Annotated in this window: 22 protein-coding genes; 7 read left to right on the forward strand and 15 right to left on the reverse strand. The window is 73.8% G+C overall.

Features of this window, described 5'->3' with window-relative positions:
* Positions 1 to 30: 30 nt before the first annotated feature.
* The 8 genes from ACZ6Q9_RS11875 to ACZ6Q9_RS11910 form a co-directional block, all read right to left on the reverse strand.
* The gene (locus ACZ6Q9_RS11875; protein ID WP_350702076.1) at positions 31 to 234 is read right to left on the reverse strand and encodes a hypothetical protein; all 204 of its coding nucleotides are present in this window, start codon (positions 232 to 234) and stop codon (positions 31 to 33) included.
* 26 nt (positions 235 to 260) lie between these two features.
* Entirely contained in the window at positions 261 to 1,133 is an 873-nt protein-coding gene (locus tag ACZ6Q9_RS11880; protein WP_393260669.1) for a type II secretion system F family protein, read from the reverse strand.
* A 5-nt stretch (positions 1,134 to 1,138) separates the two neighbouring features.
* Positions 1,139 to 2,038, reverse strand: coding sequence for a type II secretion system F family protein (locus tag ACZ6Q9_RS11885; protein WP_393260536.1), 900 nt, complete (start codon positions 2,036 to 2,038; stop codon positions 1,139 to 1,141).
* 6 nt (positions 2,039 to 2,044) lie between these two features.
* Positions 2,045 to 3,622 carry a CpaF family protein gene (locus ACZ6Q9_RS11890; protein WP_396828665.1) on the reverse strand — a complete coding sequence of 526 codons (1,578 nt, stop codon included), beginning with the start codon at positions 3,620 to 3,622 and terminating at the stop codon, positions 2,045 to 2,047.
* Positions 3,612 to 4,412 carry a ParA family protein gene (locus ACZ6Q9_RS11895; RefSeq protein WP_396828663.1) on the reverse strand — a complete coding sequence of 267 codons (801 nt, stop codon included), beginning with the start codon at positions 4,410 to 4,412 and terminating at the stop codon, positions 3,612 to 3,614. The genes ACZ6Q9_RS11890 and ACZ6Q9_RS11895 overlap by 11 nt, the downstream gene beginning before the upstream one ends.
* Positions 4,413 to 4,414: 2 nt before the next feature.
* Positions 4,415 to 5,074: an SAF domain-containing protein gene (locus ACZ6Q9_RS11900; protein WP_393260543.1), complete on the reverse strand. Its 660-nt coding sequence runs from the start codon at positions 5,072 to 5,074 to the stop codon at positions 4,415 to 4,417.
* Positions 5,071 to 5,973, reverse strand: coding sequence for a hypothetical protein (locus ACZ6Q9_RS11905; RefSeq protein ID WP_396828823.1), 903 nt, complete (start codon positions 5,971 to 5,973; stop codon positions 5,071 to 5,073). Before ACZ6Q9_RS11905 ends, ACZ6Q9_RS11900 begins: the two co-directional genes overlap by 4 nt.
* A 98-nt stretch (positions 5,974 to 6,071) precedes the next feature.
* Complete coding sequence (locus ACZ6Q9_RS11910) at positions 6,072 to 6,638, reverse strand: hypothetical protein (RefSeq protein ID WP_396828661.1); 567 nt, start codon at positions 6,636 to 6,638, stop codon at positions 6,072 to 6,074.
* 590 nt (positions 6,639 to 7,228) lie between these two features.
* Between ACZ6Q9_RS11910 and ACZ6Q9_RS11915 the strand changes: the two genes are divergently transcribed.
* Complete coding sequence (locus ACZ6Q9_RS11915) at positions 7,229 to 8,008, forward strand: prepilin peptidase (RefSeq protein ID WP_396828659.1); 780 nt, start codon at positions 7,229 to 7,231, stop codon at positions 8,006 to 8,008.
* 122 nt (positions 8,009 to 8,130) lie between these two features.
* Here the strand turns inward: ACZ6Q9_RS11915 and ACZ6Q9_RS11920 are convergent, their stop codons facing one another.
* The gene (locus ACZ6Q9_RS11920) at positions 8,131 to 8,766 is read right to left on the reverse strand and encodes a phosphatase PAP2 family protein (protein WP_396828657.1); all 636 of its coding nucleotides are present in this window, start codon (positions 8,764 to 8,766) and stop codon (positions 8,131 to 8,133) included.
* Positions 8,767 to 8,937: 171 nt separating this feature from the next.
* On the opposite strand from ACZ6Q9_RS11920, the gene ACZ6Q9_RS11925 reads away from it, so the two are divergent.
* Together ACZ6Q9_RS11925 and ACZ6Q9_RS11930 are read left to right on the forward strand one after the other, a co-directional pair.
* A complete protein-coding gene (locus ACZ6Q9_RS11925) occupies positions 8,938 to 11,343 on the forward strand; it encodes a glycoside hydrolase family 65 protein (RefSeq protein ID WP_393460704.1) in 2,406 nt (801 codons plus the stop codon).
* A 76-nt stretch (positions 11,344 to 11,419) separates the two neighbouring features.
* The gene (locus tag ACZ6Q9_RS11930; protein ID WP_396828654.1) at positions 11,420 to 11,911 is read left to right on the forward strand and encodes a GNAT family N-acetyltransferase; all 492 of its coding nucleotides are present in this window, start codon (positions 11,420 to 11,422) and stop codon (positions 11,909 to 11,911) included.
* Here the strand turns inward: ACZ6Q9_RS11930 and ACZ6Q9_RS11935 are convergent.
* The 4 genes from ACZ6Q9_RS11935 to ACZ6Q9_RS11950 all read right to left on the reverse strand — a co-directional run bounded on the left by ACZ6Q9_RS11935 (position 11,855) and on the right by ACZ6Q9_RS11950 (position 14,556).
* A complete protein-coding gene (locus ACZ6Q9_RS11935) occupies positions 11,855 to 12,361 on the reverse strand; it encodes a hypothetical protein (protein WP_393260556.1) in 507 nt (168 codons plus the stop codon). The genes ACZ6Q9_RS11930 and ACZ6Q9_RS11935 overlap by 57 nt on opposite strands.
* Positions 12,362 to 12,483: 122 nt before the next feature.
* Positions 12,484 to 13,095: a hypothetical protein gene (locus ACZ6Q9_RS11940; RefSeq protein WP_393460695.1), complete on the reverse strand. Its 612-nt coding sequence runs from the start codon at positions 13,093 to 13,095 to the stop codon at positions 12,484 to 12,486.
* Positions 13,096 to 13,366: 271 nt separating this feature from the next.
* Entirely contained in the window at positions 13,367 to 13,891 is a 525-nt protein-coding gene (locus ACZ6Q9_RS11945) for a hypothetical protein (RefSeq protein WP_396828651.1), read from the reverse strand.
* A 74-nt stretch (positions 13,892 to 13,965) separates the two neighbouring features.
* The gene (locus ACZ6Q9_RS11950) at positions 13,966 to 14,556 is read right to left on the reverse strand and encodes a TetR/AcrR family transcriptional regulator (RefSeq protein ID WP_393460689.1); all 591 of its coding nucleotides are present in this window, start codon (positions 14,554 to 14,556) and stop codon (positions 13,966 to 13,968) included.
* Positions 14,557 to 14,603: 47 nt separating this feature from the next.
* Here ACZ6Q9_RS11950 and ACZ6Q9_RS11955 point away from each other — a divergent pair, with 47 nt between their 5' ends.
* Positions 14,604 to 15,143, forward strand: coding sequence for an HXXEE domain-containing protein (locus ACZ6Q9_RS11955; protein WP_396828650.1), 540 nt, complete (start codon positions 14,604 to 14,606; stop codon positions 15,141 to 15,143).
* 200 nt (positions 15,144 to 15,343) lie between these two features.
* Positions 15,344 to 16,042: a permease-like cell division protein FtsX gene (locus tag ACZ6Q9_RS11960; RefSeq protein WP_393260568.1), complete on the forward strand. Its 699-nt coding sequence runs from the start codon at positions 15,344 to 15,346 to the stop codon at positions 16,040 to 16,042.
* Positions 16,043 to 16,134: 92 nt separating this feature from the next.
* Here ACZ6Q9_RS11960 and ACZ6Q9_RS11965 read toward each other — a convergent pair whose 3' ends face one another.
* Together ACZ6Q9_RS11965 and ACZ6Q9_RS11970 are read right to left on the reverse strand one after the other, a co-directional pair.
* Entirely contained in the window at positions 16,135 to 16,398 is a 264-nt protein-coding gene (locus ACZ6Q9_RS11965) for a hypothetical protein (protein WP_396828648.1), read from the reverse strand.
* Positions 16,391 to 16,933: an RNA polymerase sigma factor gene (locus ACZ6Q9_RS11970; RefSeq protein ID WP_393260573.1), complete on the reverse strand. Its 543-nt coding sequence runs from the start codon at positions 16,931 to 16,933 to the stop codon at positions 16,391 to 16,393. Before ACZ6Q9_RS11970 ends, ACZ6Q9_RS11965 begins: the two co-directional genes overlap by 8 nt.
* Positions 16,934 to 17,274: 341 nt before the next feature.
* On the opposite strand from ACZ6Q9_RS11970, the gene ACZ6Q9_RS11975 reads away from it, so the two are divergent.
* Together ACZ6Q9_RS11975 and ACZ6Q9_RS11980 are read left to right on the forward strand one after the other, a co-directional pair.
* Entirely contained in the window at positions 17,275 to 18,213 is a 939-nt protein-coding gene (locus tag ACZ6Q9_RS11975) for an aminoglycoside phosphotransferase family protein (protein WP_396828646.1), read from the forward strand.
* A gap of 266 nt (positions 18,214 to 18,479) precedes the next feature.
* Positions 18,480 to 18,824 (forward strand): VOC family protein, encoded by a 345-nt coding sequence (locus tag ACZ6Q9_RS11980; RefSeq protein WP_393460674.1) that lies wholly within the window; start codon positions 18,480 to 18,482, stop codon positions 18,822 to 18,824.
* Positions 18,825 to 18,926: the final 102 nt, after the last annotated feature.

Here is an 18,926-nt window from a genome sequence, read left to right on the forward strand (position 1 = left end):
CGAGGAGTCTGCGCGGCTCACGGATCAGGGCTACTTCGGGTCCTGGTGCTTCGGGATGTTGTCCATCCAGTCGTTGGCCGCGCCGAGGGCGGCGGCGGTGACCGCCATCGCGACGGCGACCAGGCCGAAGATGATCACGGCGGTGGGTACGGGGCTGTCCCCCCGTTCGCCGTCGCGGCGCAGCTCGGCCAGCCGCGCCGCCAGCGCGACGTGCAGGTAGGTGATGACGGACATGACGGGCTCCTTCTCTCGGGGTCGGATCAGAGGCGGGCGATGAACGGGTAGACGGCGAAGCCGAGCAGGACGAAGACGAGCAGCGCCCCGGGGATGTCGAGGCGGCTGGTCACCCCCTCGGCCCGGGCCAGGTTGTCGGTGCGGATCTGGTCGCGTAGTGAGTCCGCGCGGCTGCGCAGGGTCTCGTGCACCTGCGCGCCCTCGCTGCCGGAGGAGCGCATGATCGCCCCGACGTCGCCCAGCTCCGGGATGCCGATGCGCTCGGCGAGGTCGCGCAGTTCGTCCCAGGGCGAGTGCATCTGCATCTGGGCGATCCGCAGCGCCTCGGAGATGCGGTCGAAGACCCAGCCGTCGCAGACCGCCGCCGCCCGTTCCAGCGACTGCACCGGCCCGTGGGCGGCGGCGAGCTGCAACGCGACCAGGTCCAGGTAGGTGCAGACAGCCTGGCGGAACTCGTCGCGGGCCCTGTCCGCCCGGTCCAGCACCGCCCGGTGCGCGACCAAGGCGCAGAGCAGCGCCAGCCCGAGGCTGCCGAGCACGGGCACGACCACCGGCAGCCGTACGCCGACGGCGAGGAGGGTGCCCCCGAGCAGCGTCGGGGCGGCGAGCCCGATCAGCGCGGAGAGCAGCATCGACAGGGCGTACTGCTCGGGGGTCCGGTCGATCAGGGCGAGCTGCCGGTGCGGTGGCCGTAGCCAGCGGCTCAGCCCGGTCAGCCACTCCAGCCGCCGGTCGGCGGGGGCGGTGAGCTGCCCGCCGCCGGGCGGCTGGTGCAGCCGGCGCAGCGCGGGCCCGAGCGCCGGGGTGGCCGGCACCAGTTCGCGGACCACCAGGAAGGCGCCCAGCCCGACGGCTGCCCCGCCGCACACGGCGAGCGCGAGCTGCCAGTTGAGGACCACCAGGCTCAAGCGAGCACCTCCTGCGGGTCGGGGGCGGGCAGGAAGCGCGCCGGCCGGCGCGGCTGGCTCATCGATCGCACCCAGGCCAGCAGGCCGACGAAGGCCGCGCCGAGGGCCGCCATCACGAGCTGCCCGAAGGGCGTGCCGTACGGGCTGACGTACTCGGTGTTGAGCAGCCCGTACGCGACGGTGGCGAGGGTCATCCCGGTGAGGAAGCGGACCGCGAACCGGGGCTGGGTGCGCTTCGCCTCGATCTCCCGGCGGGTGGCCACCTCGGCCGCCGCCGCGTGCGCGATCGAGCCGAGCACGTCGCCGAGGCGTTCGCCCCGGTCGGTCACGTGCAGGATCAGCGCCGCCACCACCTGGTCGCAGACCGGGTCGCCGATCTCGTCGGCGAAGGCGAGCAGCGCGGAGCGGGCCAGCCAGCCGGCCTGGAGGCGGGCGGCGAGCAGCCGTACCTCCTCCTGGATCTCCTCGGGCGCGGTGGCGACCGTGCCGATGATCGTCTGCTGGAGTCCCTGGCCGGTGGCCGAGACGTCCTTGAGCCGGCGGGTCCACTCACCGACCGCCTCGATCCGGGCGATGGCCCGCTGCTCGGCCTTGCCGACCGAGAACAGCCACGGGATGCCGGGGACCGCCACCACGACCAGCAGGCCGACCACCGGCAGGCCGGTGACCAGGAAGGCCAGCGCGCCGGCGACCAGCGCGCCGACCAGTAGGGCCTGGTGCGCCCGCTGCTCGCGCGGGCTGGCGCCGGAGCCCTTCCACAGGCGCTCCAGCCCCCGGCCCGCGCCGGGCCCGCCGGGCGGCCGGCGGGTGCCGACGAGCGCGACGACCGCCAGCAGCAGCCCGGCGACGCAGGCGGCCCCGGAGACCACCGCGACGAGTTCGACGTTGTCCAGCACCGCGGGTCACCGCCGCCCGAGCCGGGTCTGCCGGGGTCGCCGCCAGGCGCCCGTGCCGGCCTCGATCCACCGGCCGAGCAGCCGGGCGTCGTAGCCGACCCGGAGGAGCTGGGCGCGGATCCGCTCGGGCAGGTGCCGGGGCACCGCCCGCCCGTCCGGCCCGGGACCGAACACCTGTGTGGTGGTGATCCGGTTGCCGTCGCCCACGCCGATGACCTCCTCGACGTGCGAGACGAAGCGGTGCTTGCGTCCGCCGATCGCGGTCTCGTCCTCGACGGTGACGTAGACGATCAGGTCGAGCGCGTTGCCGGCCATCCGGCGGGCCTGGTCGACGGTCATCTCCCGGCCGTGCGCCAGCGCCAGCTCGATGATCCGCTCGCTCACCCCGGCGGGCGTACGCGCGTGGATGGTGCACATCGAGCCGCGGCTGGTCGTCATGGCCTGGAGCATCGGGACGATCTCCCGGGACCGGACCTCGCCGACGATGATCCGCAGCACGCCCATCCGCAGCGAGACGGGGATCAGGTCGGCGATGCTCACCTCGCCGGCGGGGCGGCCGTCCGGCCCGCGCTCGCCGTGCCCCTCCCGGGCCTCGAAGCTCATCACCGCCCGGTGCTTGAGCCGGCGGCGGGCCGGCAGCAGCTCCCGGCTCTCCTCCAGCAGCACGTACGGCTCGTCGGCCGGGATCTCGTCCATCAGCGCCCGGATGACCGTGGTCTTCCCGGCCCCGGCCAGGCCGGCCACCATGATGTTCAGCCCGGCCCGCATGCAGGCGCGCAGGAAGTCGCGCACCAGCGGGTCGATCATCTCGTCCAGGTCGCCCCGGCCACCGGCGAGGTCGTCGAGGCTCACGTCCAGCGTGTTGTGCTTGCGGATCACCGCGTACGGGCGGTGGCTGACCAGGAACACCGCGGCCAGCCGGCTGCCGTCGGGCAGTTGCAGGTCGAGGGTGGGCTTGGAGGTCGACAGCGACCGCTCGGTGGCCCCGGCGCGGCGGGCCGCCGCCTGGAGGATCTCCACCAGTTCGTCGTCGCTGTCGGCGATCGGCTCGGCCCAGTCCACCCCGCCGCCGTGCCGGGTGACGCGCACCTGGTCGCAGCCGAGGATGTGCACCTCCTCGATGGTGTCGTCGACCAGCAGCGTCTGGAGGCGGCCGAGCCCGGCCAGCTCGGCGGTCACCTGGTCGAGCAGGAGCCGCTCCTCGCCGGCCGCCATCGGGGTGCCCGCGCGGCGCACCGCGTCGGCGTACTCGGCCACCACCGCGACCGCGAGCCGGGCGCGCTCGGTGTCCTCCTCGTCGACGGTGAACTCCCGGCCGCGCTGCCACCGGGTGAGCCGTTCGCTGAGTTCCCGGCGCAGCTCGCGGACCACGTGGAAGTCGATCCGGGCCCGGGGCGGCGGCTCCGGCGGCGGCCCGGCCAGCGGCACCGGAAGTGGCGCCGGCTGGTGGTGCCGCCCGTTGGGCGGGGGCAGCGGCGGCGTGGTGGAGGTGACGCCGGGCGGTGCGGTGGCAGTGGCACCGGGCGGGGTGGCGGTGCCGGGCGGCTGTCGGCGCGGATCGGCGGAGACCGGTTCAAACCGCATCCGGCACCCCCTGCGACACGGGCCAGGCCAGCCGGGCGCGCCGCCGCTCCAACAGCGCCCCGACCGGCACCTCCAGGGCCCCGGCCGCGCGCATCAGCGGCCGACCGGCCCGCACGGTGCCGCCCAGGCTGAGCACCTCGGCCGTACGCGGGTCGTCCGGCAGCCGGGCGACCACCGGCAGCCGCAGCGCCTTGCTCACCTCGCCGCTGCCGTGGCCGTCGCCGACCAGCAGCAGCCGCAGGCTGCCCGGCGGCACCCGGTGCTCGGCGAAGTCCCGCTCGATCGCCCTGACCATCGCGCGGGTGCCGGACAGGTCGGGCAGCCGGGCGCGGCTGACCAGCAGCACCACCGAGGCCGCGCGCAGGATCGGCCAGGGCGGACCGACGACGGGCAGCCGCCCGCAGTCGACGAGCAGGTCGTACGGCGGGTCGCCGCGTTCCAGGCTGGCGAAGAAGTCGGCGAACCGCTGCCAGAGCGGGGTGACGCTGCCGGCCTGTGCGGGGTCGACGACGCCGGGCAGCAGCAGACGTTCCCGCTTCGGCGCGTCCAGGTCGACCAGTTGCGACCAGAACGCGGTCTCCAGGTTGCCGTCGCGCAGCTCGCCGACCGCCAGCTCGCCGATGCCCCGGGGGCCGTCGAGCGCACCGCCGAGGTAGCCGGCGAGGATGGACCCGCCGGCCGGGTCGCACTCGGCGAGCACCAGCCGCCGGTGCCAGGTCAGGGCGCAGGCCAGGGCGGAGGTGGTGACGCCCGGGGAGCCCTTCGCCGAGACCAGCGCGATGATCGCCATGCTCAGGCCGCCTCGGTCAGCACGACGGCGATCCGTTCCTGCGCGGAGAGCGCCACCACGGCCGGCACGTCCCGCACGGCGAGCGCCAGGTAGACCACCACCTCGTCGTCATCGTCGGATGTCGCGGTGTCGATGACCGTCGCCTCGAACCGGGTGGCGGCGCCCACCGGGCGGTCGTCGTTGCCGTCCGGCGTGCTGACCAGCAGGACCTTGTCGCCGGGGTGCAGCTCGCGGGCGGGCACCTCGGCGGGCCCGAGACCCAGCGCGAGCTGCTGCTGCCCGGGGCCGAGCAGCGGGTCGTCGGTGAGCTGGGCCATGGTCAGCAGCGTCCCGGGGGTCAGCGACACGGCGGCCCGCTTGCCGAGCACCTCGTCGAGCCGGCCGGCCGGGACCGGGGACAGGCCCTGGCCGCCGGCCACCTGCACCGGCATCAGGTCGTCGGCGCCGATCTGCCGGCCGACCTCGACCGGTCGGGCCACGGCGAGGTAGCTGCCGGTGGCGCGTACGGAGGTGACCGCGAACGCCGCCCCCAGGCCGCCGAGGGCGATCAGCAGCACGGCCAGGCCGAGCAGCCCGGGTCGCATCCGGCGCTGCCGCACCACCTTCGGCGGGGCGATCGGCGCGTCCACCGGTCCGGTTCCGTTCCGGGTCGCCACACTCATTCCGACACCACCTGTAGTTCGTTGATCCGGACCGGGACCGTCCCCGTGGTCCGGTTGACCGGGATGACGCCGCTCTGACCGCCGCCTTCCCAGGTCACCGTCCAGTACGTGGTGGCCCGCACCCGGTAGTCGCCGGCCTTCGGGTAGCCGCTGTCGTAGCCGCAGTCGGGGGACCGGCGGCCGGCGTGCGGGCCGTCGGCCCGGTACGGGGTGCCGGCGCCGGTGCAGGTGACCGTGCGGCCGTTGCCCATGTCCCAGACGATCCGGTCGAACGTCGCCGTGATGCTGACGGTCAGGCCCCGCTCGGTCTCCGACGCCTGCTGGGTTGGCCCGAAGTACTTCCGGTCGTGGCTGCTGCCCCACATCCAGACCGGCAGCCCGACCAGGCCGGGGCCCTTGCTGCGGCGGGGGGCGACCGCGATCCGGGGCGCCGCGATGGTGATCTTGGCCAGCGCCCGCCGGGCGAGTTCCTCCGGGTCGGGCGGCGCGCCGAAGCCGGGCGGCGGGGCGTCGCGCAGGACCGTGGTCTGGGCGCCGAGGTCGCCGCCGTTGCAGGTGCGCACGTACCACTGTTTGCCCTCGGGGGCCTCGAGCTGGGGCTGGGCGAGCTTGTAGTAGCAGCCGTCGCCGTTGTTGAACCAGCCGAGCACGTCGTCGTAGCACTTCACCGTGCGGCCGTTCCACTGGCACTTCCCGCCGCCGCCACCGCCGCCCGAGTCGCCGCCCCCACCGGTGTCCCCGCCGCCGCCCGGGCCGCCCGGGGTGCCGGGGTCGTCGTCCCAGACGCTGCAGTCGCTCTGCCCGGGCGGGCACTCCGCGCCGGGGTCCGCGCGCCCCGCGGCGGGTGCGGACACGGCCGCCCCGAGCGCCAGCAGCAGCGCCAGGCCGGCGCCGGCCAGCGCCCGGCGGGTCGCTCCGGCCCCGGTCCCGGCGGTGCGCGTGCGGGTCGCCCCGGCCCCGCTCGGCGCGACGGCCGGGGCGCCCCCTCCTCCCCAGGTCAGCACGGCAGGTCCTCGTGGGCGGCGCCGGCGCTGATCAGCCAGCGGCCGTCCGGGTACCGGGTGGCGGTCGCGGTGGCCAGGTGCCGGGTCCCCCCGGTGCCGGGGACGACCCGCTTGTCCCTGGCGTAGACCAGGCGGTAGCCGGTCGCGTCCAGGCAGTCCTGGATCTCCACGGTGGGCGGGCTCGAATCCAGGCTCACCGACGTCACGGTGGGGTCGGAGACCAACGTGCCGGTACGCATCGCGCCGTGCTCCTTCGTCTCGCGGATGGACAGCCGGACCCGGGTCAGCAGCGGGTCGGCGAGGAACCGCGACAGGTCCGGGTGGTGGGGGTCGCTGCGCCCGCTCGCCGTGCGGGACGCGGCGAGGTACCCGGCGTACGCGGCCAGGGCCGCCTTCCTGGCCGCCTGCTCGTCGACGTCCCGATGGGTCGGGGTCGGGGCGCCACTGGCGGGAGCCGCCCGGGTGGTCGTCGCCGGGTCGGCGCCGCAGGCCGTGACCGCCGCGACCGCCGCGATGGCGAGCAGGCGGGCCGTCGACCGGCCGAGCTGCCGTCCGCGCACGTCGTGCCTCCTCGGTGGCCGTCCGGAGGCCGGCGCACCGGCTCCGGGCATGCGGTGGCGCGGCCGAATGGGGCCATCCGGACCTGTCGGAAAGCGTCGCCGCATTCGCCATTACGGATATCTACAAATGCAGGTTCTGGTTCGTCCTTGTCGTTTCGTCGCGGGGTTGCACCGCACCCAAGGGGCGAGCATAGGCTGACGTCCGCCGATGCAACAGAGGCAATTCAGATGGATACCGTGAGTGATGACAGGTGGTGGAGCCGGGTGGCTGCGGGCGGTGTGATCGAGTCGGGTCGCGGTCTTCCGCGGTGCGGTTGGGAAAGTCGACGCGGTGGGAGTCCGTCCAGTGGGCGAGTGGGCGTCGTGGTCGTCGGGGGCTGTCCCGGACGCGGTGACTGGTCCGATCCGTCCCCCGTCCCGACGTATCGACATTCCATTCGCATGGGATTCCCGCTCATGTGGTCGCGCCATTTCCGCGTGCATTTCCGCGATTCCGGCGGGAGGGGCGCAGCCCGTCGCGCCCGTTACCGGCCGGCCGGGCCGTCACTACCCTCCGTGTCGTGCCCCGGCGTCCGGCGGGAGGACCCCTCATGGCGCTGACCGAACCGCCGGTGCTGGCGGAGCCCGCCGGGCCGCCGCCGGTCGCCTCCCGTGTCGCGCGGGCGCTGGCCGTCCTCGCCCTCGGCCCGGTGCTCCGCCTCGCCGCGATCCGGTACGCCGTACCGCCGGGGGTGGCCACCAGGACCGGGTGCGACGCCTGCGGCGCTCCGATCGGGCTGGCCCGGCCGTGGCCGGCGCTGGGTCCGGCGGCCCGGTGCGGGCGGTGCCGGGCGCGCGTCGGCCCGCCGCCCGGCGCGGTCGAGCTCGCCGTGGCGGGGGCGCTCGGGGTGCTGCTGCTGGTCGGTCCGCCCGCCGCGGTGCTGGCCGCCACCGCCTGGTGGCTGGGCTGGGCGATTCCCCTCGTCTTCGTCGACGCGGCCGTGCACCGGCTGCCGGACCGGCTCACCTGGCCCGCCGCGGCCGGCACCTGGCTGCTGCTCGGCGTGGCCGCGCTCGCCGGGGCGGGTCCGGAGCCCTGGCTGCGGGCCACCGTGGCCGGGGCGGGGCTGGCGCTGTTCTTCGCCACCACCACGCTGCTGCTCGGCCGGCGCGGGTTCGGCCTCGGCGACGCCAAACTGGCGCTCGGCGTCGGCGCCCTGCTGGGCTGGTACGGCTGGGCCCTCCCGGTGGCCGGGCTCGTGCTCGCCCTGCTGCTCTCCGGGCTGGTCGGTGTCGCGCTCCTGGCCACCCGCCGCGTCGGCTGGCGCAGCCACCTCCCCTTCGGCCCCTTCCTGGCCTGCGGCGCGGTTGCCGCCCTCCTCCTCCCCTAACCCCGCCCCCGCGCTCCCGCTCTCGCCCCGCGATCTTGCACTTGTGGCCCGCCATGTAGGCGGATTTGTGCGCTCTGCCCGGGCGGGAAGTGCAAGATCGCGGGGAGGGGTGAGGGTAGGGGTTAGCGGCGGGCGGACGTGGCCCGGTTCGGGATGGGACGCTCGGCGTGGCGGGCGCGGCGTTGGAGCAGGCCGGCGGTGGGGCGGGCGAGCAGCGGCGTGAGCAGCGCGGTGACGAGGGCGCCGAGCAGGACGCCGACGACCACGTCGTGCGGGTAGTGCACGCCGACGAAGGTGCGGGAGAACGCGGCCAGTGCCGCCACCGGCAGCGCGATCAGCCCGACCCGGCGGGACAGCAGCAGCGTCGCCACCGCCAGCCCGCCCGCGATCGTGGAGTGGTTGCTGGGGAAGGACCAGTCGCCCGTCGGCGGGCAGTGCCCCGCGATGATGGCCAGGTCGGTTGCCACCGCCCGGCAGGGGCGCTCCTGGTCCACCACCACCTTCAACACCTCGCTGCACCCGTACGCGAGCACCACCGCCACCGGCGTCACCAGGGCGTACGCGCGGCCGCGCGGGCCACCCCCGAGGCGTGACACGGCCGCCACCAGCCACAGTGCCCCGAGCAGCAGGATCGCGGCCTCGGTGAAGTGCCCGGCGAACCACTGCACCGGTTGCGGGGTGTCGGCGGCGAAGTCGACGATGTCCCGGTACCACTCGGCGCTGATCTCCGGCACATCCGTCGTGCCCGCATCAGTCATGACTCACCTCACCAATAGTTCATACCGTGTTTACCTCACGGACAACCCTGGAACATCTGGAAGTCGGACACAGTGTGCGTTGGTCGGGCCGAGGCCCTGACTTTCGTCTCAGTGATCTCTCAGCCCGGTCTGCCACGGTCGACCCGGTACGTCGGACTCCCTGGAGGCGCTGTGCACGACACCCCGACCGCCGATCGGCCGCCGACCGCGCCCGGGACCGGGGACGACGAGGCCTGGCGGATCCGGCGTACGGAGGCGGACCTCGGCCGGCTCGCCGAGACGGAGTCGATCTTCGCGCTGGGCAACGGCTGGGTCGGCTGGCGCGGCAACCTGGACGAGGGCGCCCCGTACGGCATGCCCGGCAGCTACCTGAACGGTTTCCACGAGCGGCGCGAGCTGACCTACCCCGAGGACGGGTACGCCTTTCCGCAGCTCAGCGACACGGTGATCAGCGCGCCGAACGCCGCCCTGATCCGCCTCTGGGTCGACGGCGAGCCGCTGGACGTGCGCACCGGCACCCTGCGCACCCACGAGCGGGTGCTCGACCTGCGCGCCGGGGTGGTCGAGCGGCACACCGAGTGGGTCTCCCCGGCCGGGCACGGCGTACGCGTCCGCAGCACCCGGCTGGTCTCGCTGCCCCGCCGCCCGGTGGCCGCCGTCCGGTGGAGCGTCGAGCCGCTGGGCGGGACGGTCGACGTGCGGGTCTGCGCCGACCTGCTCGCCAACGAGCGGGTGCCGGAGCGCTCCGACGACCCCCGCGCCGCCTCGGTGATCCATGACCCGCTGACCGCCGAGTACCGCCACTCGAACGGGCACGACGGCGTCCTCGTGCACCGCACCGAGCGCAGCGGGCAGCGGGTCGCCGTCGCCGTCGCGCACGAGGTGCGGGCCCCGGACGGCTTCGCCCCTGGCGTCGACTGCGCGCCGGACCGGCTGCGCCTCACCCTGAGCGGGACGCTGCGCGCCGGCGAGCGGCTGGAGCTGACGAAGTTCGCCGCGTACGAGTGCGCCACGGTGGACGCGACGCCGCCGCAGGGGCTGGCCCGCCTGGTCGTCGAGGAGGCCGGGGCGGCCCGCGCGGCGGGCTTCGACGCGCTGCTCGCCGCCCAGCGCGCGGCCCTGGACGCCGCCTGGCAGACGGCCGACGTGCTGCTCGACGGCGACGCCGAACTCCAGCAGGCCATCCGGTTCGCCGTGTTCCACCTCATTCAGGCGGGCCGGCCGGACGGCGACCGGACCATCCCGGCCAAGGGCCTGACCGGCAACGGCTACGACGGGCACGTGCTCTGGGACACCGAGGGCTACGTGCTGCCGGTGTTGACGTACCTCGCCCCGGAGGTGGCCCGGTCGGCGCTGCGCTGGCGGCACGCCCACCTGCCCGAGGCCCGCGAACGCGCGGCAGAGTTGCGGCTGGCCGGGGCGACCTTTCCGTGGCGCACCATCGGCGGCCGGGAGTGCTCCGGCTACTGGCCGGCCGGCACCGCCGGGCTGCACGTCAACGCCGACATCGCCGACGCGGTGCTGCGCTACGTCGCCGCCACGGGCGACGACGAATTCCTCGCCGGGGCCGGGCTGGAGTTGCTGGTCGAGACGGCCCGGCTGTGGCACGGCTTCGGCCACTGGTCCGACGTGGGCACCTTCCACCTGCGGGGGGTGACCGGCCCGGACGAGTACTCCGCCCTGGTCGACGACAACCTCTTCACCAACCTGATGGCCCGCCGCAACCTGCGCGGCGCCGCCGACGCCGCCGAGCGGCACCCCGAGGCGGCGGCCCGGCTCGGCGTCGACCCGGCCGAGGTGGCCGGCTGGCGGGCCGCCGCCGACGCGGTCTTCGTCGCGTACGACGGCGAGCGCGGGGTGCACCAGCAGGCGGCCGGCTTCACCGCGCAGCCCGAGTGGGACTTCGCGAACGCCTCCGACGACGACTACCCGCTGCTGCTGCACTTCCCGTACCTGGAGCTGTACCGCAGGCAGGTGGTCAAGCAGGCCGACCTCGTGCTCGCCATGCAGCGGTGCCCGGGGGAGTTCACGGCCGACGAGAAGGCGCGCAACGTCGCCTACTACGAGGCGCGGACCGTCCGGGACTCGTCGCTGTCGGCGTCCCCGCAGGCGGTGCTCGCCGCCGAGGTCGGGCACCTCGACCTGGCGTACGACCTGTTCGCCGAGTCGGTGCTCCAGGACCTGGCGGACCTGGGCGACAAGACCGGCGACGGGCTGCACCTGGCGTCGCTGGCCGGGGCGTGGCTGGCGCTGGTGCAGGGCTTCGGCGGGCTGCGCGACGACCGGGGGGTGCTCTCCTTCGACCCCCGGCTGCCGGCGCGGATCGACCGGCTCGGCTTCTGTCTGCGCTGGCACGGCCACCGGCTGCGGGTCACCCTGACCGGGGACGAGGCCCGCTACGAGCTGCCCGACGCCGACCCGGCGACCGGCATCGAGGTGTGGCACCACGGTGAGCCGCTCCGGGTCACCGGCGCCGGGCCGGTGGTCCGGCCGATGCCTGTCGTCCCCGACCCCGGCCCCGAGCCGCCCTCCCCGCCCGGCCGCCGGCCCACCCGCCGCTCCGCCGGCGACCGCTGATGTGTAAGGAAGGGCACCTTCCTATCGTTTTTTGTAGAGGAAGGGTCCCTTCCTTACATCTGGGTAGGGTGGTGCGGTGCCAGAACTTCAGCGGCTCGCCACTCACCACGCCGCCGCGCTGCTGCGCTTCGAACGCGACAACCGGGAGTGGTTCGCCCGGTCGGTGCCGGACCGGGGCGACGCGTACTTCGCCGACTTCGACGCGCGGCACGCGGGGCTGCTCGCCGAGCAGGAGGCCGGCGCGTGCCACTTCCACGTCCTGGTCGACGCCGACGGGGCGGTGCTGGGCCGGTTCAACCTGGTCGACGTCGTCGACGGCGAGGCCGAGCTGGGCTACCGGGTGGCCGAGCGGGCCGCCGGGCGCGGGGTGGCGACCGACGGCGTCCGCCGTGTGGCCGCGCTGGCCCGTGCGGCGTACGGGCTGTGCCGGCTGACCGCCAGGACGACCCTGGACAACGCCGGTTCGCTCGCGGTGCTGCGGCGCACCAGCTTCACGCCGGTCGGCGAGGTGTCACTCGACGGGCGCCCCGGCCTGCGGTTCGTCCGCCAGCTGACGGCCGACGACTGACGCGCCGGTCATCCGCTCCCGGACGGCCTCCAGCGCCTCGAAGGCGTACGCCCAGTTGTGGCACTTGAAGCTGCGCAGCCCCTCGATCGGGGTGCGGCAGTCGGCGCAGCGCACCCCGGCGATCGCGTCCGGGACCTCGGTGTTGACGTACTTGCGGTCGCCGAGGATGACCGTCGCGATCATCATCCGGTCGTGCACGCCGGAGAGGGCGGAGGAGACGATGTCGTACCAGGTGACCCGCCGCTGGCACTTGGGGCAGTCCGGTTCGTCGCCGCTGACCCACAGCGGGGCGCCGATGCTGCGCAGCGGCATGCCGAGCAGCTTCTCGATGCGCCGCACGTCCGACTCCGGGGTCGTCCACCGGTGCGCGCCGGGCAGCGACGCGGGCGAGTCGTAGACGGCACGGAACAGGACCGGGTCGACCTCCACGGTCTCGCGCTGACGGGTCATCGGCGTGCCTCCTCACGGTTGGTGCCCCCACCGTCGTCGCAGGTGGGGGCAGGCTCAACCGGATCAACGACACGGCGGGCCGCCGGATCGCCGTCGCAGCCCGACGACATCCGCCGGCCGGCTCAGCTCTCCGGCGGCGGCGGCAGTTCGGCGTGCCGCACCTGGTAGCCGCCTTCGGTCACCGGGGCGAAGGGAGCGGGCGCCATGCAGGTGCCCACGCTGCCCTCCCGCCACTGCCCGTCCGGGCCCTGGTCGGCGTTGACCACAGCCCAGGAGAAGCCGACGCGGTCGCGGCCCGGCCCGTCGTACACACTGAAGCCCAGCCGCCGCCCGACGAGGTCCGCCACCGGCGCGTCGGCCTCGGTGACCACGGCGGTGAGGGTCGCGGTCCGCGCGGCCGCGACCAGGCAGTCGACCCGGGCCGCGAAGCGGACGGTGGAGCCGTCCGCCGCGACCCGGTGGGCGACGTGGACGGTCCCGGTCGCGTCGGTGGGCAGGCCCTGGGGTGCTCCCGGCAGGGGTCGGGCGTACGGCGTGGCGCGCGCGTCGAAGCTGAAGCTGCGCACGTCCTGGTCCGGCGCGAACGTCAGCCGGACCTCGCCGCTGCCGGTCACGCGCGCGGTCCCGGCGGGCTCCCGGTCTGCCGTCGCCGAGGCGGTGGCGCCCGAAGCGCCGGCCAGGGCCACGCCGACCACGATGGCCGCTGCGCCCAGCCCACGGAGTGTCGTCCTCATCGGTCCTCCTGAAAACGGTGGCGACCCTCGTCGCCCTCGCGTTCCAGGCTTCCGGCCGGCCGCCCGCCACACCTCCCGCGACGGCGTGAGCCCCCTCCTCCCCACGGGGGACGCCCGGCCGCCGGCCGTGTCGGTCGTGCCGCGCGGGTGGTCGGCGTCGTTGCCACGGTGACGCGGCGACGACCGGCGCGTCGACCGGGGAGCGGGTGGAGGATGGCCGAGGCGGGGGCGGGGCGGGGCCCACGGTCCGCGTCCCCGGGCGGCCCCGCCGCTAGTGGTCGTTCAGCATGAGCAGCACCGTCTCCTGCTCGACGTCGAGGTACGCCACCCGCCAACGCGTGGTGGGCGGCGCCTCGTCGTACGACCGGCTGTGCAGCCAGCGGGGAGCGGCCGGGACGTGCGATCGCAGGTCGGGCCACACGTCGGCGGGCGTCTTGCCCTGGTCGTGCTGGGCCGGGTCGTCGGCCGCGATCGGCGCGAAGTCGTACTGCTCCGCCAGTTTTCGCGCGTCCTGCGGATGGAGCCTGACGACAGCCTGGTACGCCCAGTCCGTCGGGCCCGGGGCCCGGGAACACGGGCCGCCCAACGCGCGAGCCTGCCAGTGGATCTCGGGATAGTCGCCGAGGCCCGGCAGTTCCTCCGGCGGGTCCCAGCGGTCCACCCGGACCTTGGCCTCCGCCTCGCGTATCGACTCCTCGCACCCCTGCGCCTCACGTGCCGCCGTGCCACCGCAGCCGGCGACCAGCCCGATCGCCGTGACGATGGTGGCGGCTCGTGTCAGCGTCCCCGTCCTCATGGCGAGGACAGTAGACGGTCGCCGCTCACCCCTGACCGGGCCGCCGCCGGCCGCTCGTTGGGGCTCACGTCGGCTCAGGTGTCAGAGGCGGTGCCGGCCCGGCCGGTCAGAGCCTTCCAGGCGGTGTCGACGAGTTCGCGGACGTCGGTGTCCGTCAGGGTGCCGTCGACCAGCCATCGGTAGACGAGCGGGCCGGCGAGGAGATCGCGCGCGGTGGCCGGCGAGGTGTCGGACGGGAGGTCGCCACGGGCGATGCCGCGCTCGACGACGTCGGTGATGGTGTCGAGGCGGGGGCGCAGGTACCGATCCCGCAGCGGTGCGGCGAGGTCGTCGCGCCCGATGCTGTCGGCGAGTACGCCGAGGACGACCGGCGCCAGGCCGGCGAGCCGGTCCACGAGGCCGCGTGCCAGGTGGTGCAGGTCGGTGCGGGTGTCGCCGGTGTCCGGGGCGGGCGCGACGGGCACCGCCTCGGCCAGGGCGTCGACGACCAGACTGGCCTTGTCGGGCCAGCGGCGGTAGACGGTCGGCCTGGTCACGCCCGCCCGGGTGGCCACCTTCTCGATGGAGAGGGCGCGGTAGCCGCCGTCGCGGAGCAGGTCCAGGGTCGCGTGCAGGATCGCCGTGTCGGTCTCCGGCCGCCGGGGCCGGCCTCGCTCGTTGGCCACGTCACATCCTCTATAATTTACGAGCCGTATCGTAAATTATAGGGCTCATGACTTCGCAGAGGGACGGAGCCCTCCCCGCGGCGGCCACCTGGGGGCTGCTGGCGGCCTGGGCGGTCCACGACGCCGAGGAACTCGCCACGATGGGCGGCTGGCTCGACCGCGCCTGGCCACGGCTGCGGGCCCGCTTCCCGCAGGTGCCCGAGCGGGTGTGGGACCAGCTCCGGGTCAGCCCGGCGCAGGCACGCGTCGCCATCGGCGCGATGGGCGTCGTGATGGCCACCGCGGCGGCCCGGGGCGCTCGCACCGGCGGGCGCAGCGGCTTCTACCAGTCCGCCCTGGTCGGCTTCGGCCTGCACGCGGGCGGGCACGTCGCCCAGGCCGTGGTCACCCGCGGATACACCCCCGGCGTGGTGACCGCGCCGCTGGTCGTCGCCCCGTTCTCGCTGTGGGCCTGGCGGCGCCTGCGGGCGGCCGGCGTACCCCAGCTCGGTGGCGGCGCCGCGGCGAGCGCGGCCCTGCTGCTGCCGCTCGTCGCCGGCGCCTGTCACGCCGTGGCCCGCATCCTGGCACCGGAGCGGCCACGCTGACGGGCGTGCCGAAAGAAGGTGAGGACCCCGCGAAGCCGCCGCCACCGGTCTTCGTCGGGGCGGCCACGGCGCGGGTGCTCCGCAGTGGAGAAACCGAGGAACCGGTAGTGCGGGTGACCGGCGGGAACGCGCTCGGCCAGCCGCTTCCGGCCAGGACCTCGGGATCATTCGACGCCTCGCGCCCACCTACGATCTGACCCATGCGTCGCGTCGCGCCGGTATTGGCCCTCTTGCTCCTGGCCGCTTTGTCCGCTTGCACCTCCGAGCCGAAGGAAGCCGGGCACACGACATTGACCGTCCTGCTGGACCGCGATGTGACGGCAGCGCAGAAAAGTGTGGTGGAGCAGCGGCTACGCGCGATGCCGAGCGTAACGGGCGTCGCCTTCGAGACCCGCGAGCAGGCCTACGAGAAACTGCGGAAGGACTCGCCCGATCTGGTGGCGGACCTGGATCCGGAGAACCTGCCGGAGTCCCTTCACGCGACTGTCACGGACGCCTCGGTCGCCGAGGCAGTCGATCTGGTGATGGGTACGGTCGACGGCGTCGAGTGGGTTGGGCTCAAGATCGCCGATGTTGATCCCGTGCCGTCGCGGATCGGGGCGATCGTCCGGCTGGAACCGACGGCTACGGAAAAGCAGCGAGCCGCCGTAGCGGAGGCCGTCCGGGCGCTGCCCCACGCGGAGTCGGTCGAGTTCGAGGAGCGCGACGCCGCCTACGAGCGGCTACGCAAGCAGTGCCAAGGCAAGGGCGACCTTGCCACGCAACTCGACTCGCAGGTGGCGCGCGCTTCGCTGCGGCTCCAGCTTCCCTTGAACGGGAAGGGTGGAACCGGGCTGCCCGAGATCGAACGCCTGGATGGTGTCGAGGCGATTCGACTGGTGCCGGTGGCGATGCTCTGAGTGGCGCCGCCGGAGCGGCGGCCCACGGGGGAGCGGCGCCGTCCGGTCCGCGGCGCATTCCGGCGGGTGAGCGAGTCGGTTCGCCGGCGCCCCTACGTCGTCCTCCTCCGCAGCTCGCAGCGACCGTCGGTGCAGGAGCGCTTCAGGCGCCCCAACGACAGCGTCTGCACGAGGCCGACCGCCCAGCACATCGGACATCCGCGGAGTGCGAGCAGGCCAACGGGGAACAGCAGCAGGCTCACCGGGCCGACGACCGGCAGAAGTGCGATCGAGCCGATCAGCCCGCCGAACCCGACCACGCCACGGGCGAGGTGCCGCGCCAGCGATTGGCTGGCAAACGAGGGACCGTCAACCATCGACCAACCCTTCCTGCAGGGTGCGGTGCACCGAGGCGCGGGCGCGGTGCAGCCGGGACTTCATCGCGGCCGTGCTGAGGCCGAGCGCGTCGGCGACGGCCCGGCCCGGAAAGCCTTGGATGTCCCGCATGATCAGCACATGACGCTGGTCGGCGGGCAACGCGGCGATCGCCTCGGCGACGCGGCCGGCTTCGAGACGTTGCAGCACCTCGTCCTCGGCCGACGCCGTGGCGATGTCGGCCACTGGCGCAGGGCGATGGCCGACGAGCCGCAGCTGACGCAGGCATTCGTTGCGTACGATCCGAAACATCCACGAGGCCAGCGCGGCGGAGGCACGCAGCGTGCCGATCTTGCGGTAGAGGACGATCAACGCCTCCTGCGCCGCATCCTCGGCATCTTCGGGTGTGGCGCACAGCGTGTGCGCGAACCGCCGTACGCCCGGGTACGAGCCGGAGACCAGCGCGGTGAGCGATGCGATGTCCCCGCGCTGGGCGGCGAGCACCAACTGCTCGCTCGGCCATGCCGTCTCAGCCACGGGAACGTCCCTTCCGCCGCAGCAGGAATACGGTGCACATGCAGACCACGAGGGCTCCGACGGCGATGGCAACCCACCATACGAGCTCCATGTCATCCTCCAGTTCTCCGCCGGCGCGTCTCGCCGGCACAGGTAAGAGGCGGCGAGCCCGCCAGAGGATTCGAGTCCTGACCGACCAGTTGCAAACGGCGCCCGCACTCGACGAGAACCCGGCCCGGTGCGGTGCCCGCCCGGTCCCTCGTCGGTCCACACAGGCGTCCATGATTGACGGTGGCTGCCTTCGTTACCGCACCACGTCAGGTCCCGCGCTTCAATTTCCCCTGTCGGACAAGGATGTCTCAGTGAGTAACACACCACATCTCGGTCCAGTGCCCCAGCGCATTGCCGTCGACGCGGAACAGGTGCATCGGCTCATCGCCGACCAGTTCCCTCAGTGGGCCGACCTCCCGGTCCAGCCCGTAGCCGACGGTGGCTGGGACAACTGGACCTTCCACCTCGGTTCCCGGAGGTTGGTGCGTCTGCCCAGCGCATCCGAGTACGCATTGGCCGTCGACAAGGAACACAGGTGGCTTCCGGCGCTCGCTCCCCGACTCCCGCTGCCCATCCCCGCCCCGCTGGCGAAAGGCAAACCCGGCGCGGGCTATCCCTACTCGTGGTCGATATACCAATGGCTCGACGGCGAACCGGTGAGCGCGGACCGCATCGCCGACCCCGTCCGATTCGCGGTCGACCTGGCCGAGTTCCTGGCGGTCTTACAGAGCATCGATACCACAGACGGCCCCCGCCCGGGACAGCACAACTGGTTCAGGGGCGGCACGCTGCGCACCTACGACGGGGAAGCCCAGCGCGCGCTCACGGCACTGGACGGCCACGTCGACACCGACCTGGCTCGCGAGATCTGGAAGAGCGCACTGAACGCACGCTGGGACGGTGTCGACAGCTGGTTCCACGGTGACATCGCTTCGGGAAATCTCCTGCTCAACGACGGGAGGTTGGCAGCCGTCATCGACTTCGGGACATGCGGCGTCGGCGATCCGGCCTGCGACCTGGCAATCGCATGGACATTGCTGACCGCCGACGGCCGGCAGGCGTTCCGGGAGCGACTGTTCGTCGGTGAGGCGACATGGGCGCGCGGGCGCGGCTGGGCCCTCTGGAAGACGCTCGTCACTTGCGCCAATACCTTGGGCGATGCCGACGAGTCGGCCGCGAGCGCACTGCGTGTCCTCGCCGAGATCTTCTCTGAATACACGGCCGGCGCCGTCACCAAGCCCAAGCCATGAACAGCCACCACGCCCGGCAAGCCCTCACCGAGCCATGGTCGCAATCTCCGGCTGGAGTACGAGGCGTATGTCGGCAGCACCTCTGCACTGACCGCTGCGTCAGGCACGCTACGGGCACGACTGACTTGAGGCCCTGCGATCGTGCCCTTGGAGAATCTCGGAATGTCGCCCCTGCGTGAGATAAGGGAGATGGCCACACAGTGGCGGTGATGCAGAAGACCAGACCCCATCTAGTACGTCGGTGACTTACCGGAGGTCAGACAGCCATGCAGATCTACTACCTCGAAATCGTGACCAAGGAGGTCGACGTGGTGTGTGCCACCTACGCGGCAGCGAACGGGGTGCAGTTTGGCGAGCCGGACTCCGGGCTTGGCAACGCACGGACGGCCGAAATGCCGGGAGGCGGGCTGGTGGGGGTGCGGGCGCCGTTGCGCGAGACCGAAGAGCCGGTGGTGCGGCCCTACTGGCTGGTAGAAGACATCGAAGCGGCCGTCGCAGCGGTAGTGGAGGCCGGCGGCGAGATAGCCGTGGAGCCGCTGGAGATCCCCGGGCACGGCACCTTCGCCATCTACGTCCAAGGCGGCAACGACCACGGCTTCTGGCAGCGGTAGACCATCAGCCGAGACACGCCTCAGGATCACCTGAGACGCGGCACAGGCCGTAGGAACATCGCGGCGTCGGTCCTGGTCGCCGGAGAGTCGGCCGGTGCGGAT

This window comes from Micromonospora sp. NPDC049139 (assembly GCF_055586845.1).

What these genes read in the sequence shown, in the direction of transcription:
- ACZ6Q9_RS11895 (WP_396828663.1), bottom strand. Translation starts at nt 4,412, where the DNA reads ATGGCGATCATCGCGCTGGTCTCGGCGAAGGGCTCCCCGGGCGTCACC.
- ACZ6Q9_RS11945 (WP_396828651.1), bottom strand. Translation starts at nt 13,891, where the DNA reads ATGAGGACGGGGACGCTGACACGAGCCGCCACCATCGTCACGGCGATC.
- ACZ6Q9_RS11915 (WP_396828659.1), top strand. Translation starts at nt 7,229, where the DNA reads ATGGCGCTGACCGAACCGCCGGTGCTGGCGGAGCCCGCCGGGCCGCCG.
- ACZ6Q9_RS11875 (WP_350702076.1), bottom strand. Translation starts at nt 234, where the DNA reads ATGTCCGTCATCACCTACCTGCACGTCGCGCTGGCGGCGCGGCTGGCC.
- ACZ6Q9_RS11940 (WP_393460695.1), bottom strand. Translation starts at nt 13,095, where the DNA reads ATGAGGACGACACTCCGTGGGCTGGGCGCAGCGGCCATCGTGGTCGGC.
- ACZ6Q9_RS11955 (WP_396828650.1), top strand. Translation starts at nt 14,604, where the DNA reads ATGACTTCGCAGAGGGACGGAGCCCTCCCCGCGGCGGCCACCTGGGGG.
- ACZ6Q9_RS11960 (WP_393260568.1), top strand. Translation starts at nt 15,344, where the DNA reads ATGCGTCGCGTCGCGCCGGTATTGGCCCTCTTGCTCCTGGCCGCTTTG.
- ACZ6Q9_RS11965 (WP_396828648.1), bottom strand. Translation starts at nt 16,398, where the DNA reads ATGGTTGACGGTCCCTCGTTTGCCAGCCAATCGCTGGCGCGGCACCTC.
- ACZ6Q9_RS11935 (WP_393260556.1), bottom strand. Translation starts at nt 12,361, where the DNA reads ATGACCCGTCAGCGCGAGACCGTGGAGGTCGACCCGGTCCTGTTCCGT.
- ACZ6Q9_RS11890 (WP_396828665.1), bottom strand. Translation starts at nt 3,622, where the DNA reads ATGCGGTTTGAACCGGTCTCCGCCGATCCGCGCCGACAGCCGCCCGGC.
- ACZ6Q9_RS11980 (WP_393460674.1), top strand. Translation starts at nt 18,480, where the DNA reads ATGCAGATCTACTACCTCGAAATCGTGACCAAGGAGGTCGACGTGGTG.
- ACZ6Q9_RS11920 (WP_396828657.1), bottom strand. Translation starts at nt 8,766, where the DNA reads ATGACTGATGCGGGCACGACGGATGTGCCGGAGATCAGCGCCGAGTGG.
- ACZ6Q9_RS11900 (WP_393260543.1), bottom strand. Translation starts at nt 5,074, where the DNA reads ATGAGTGTGGCGACCCGGAACGGAACCGGACCGGTGGACGCGCCGATC.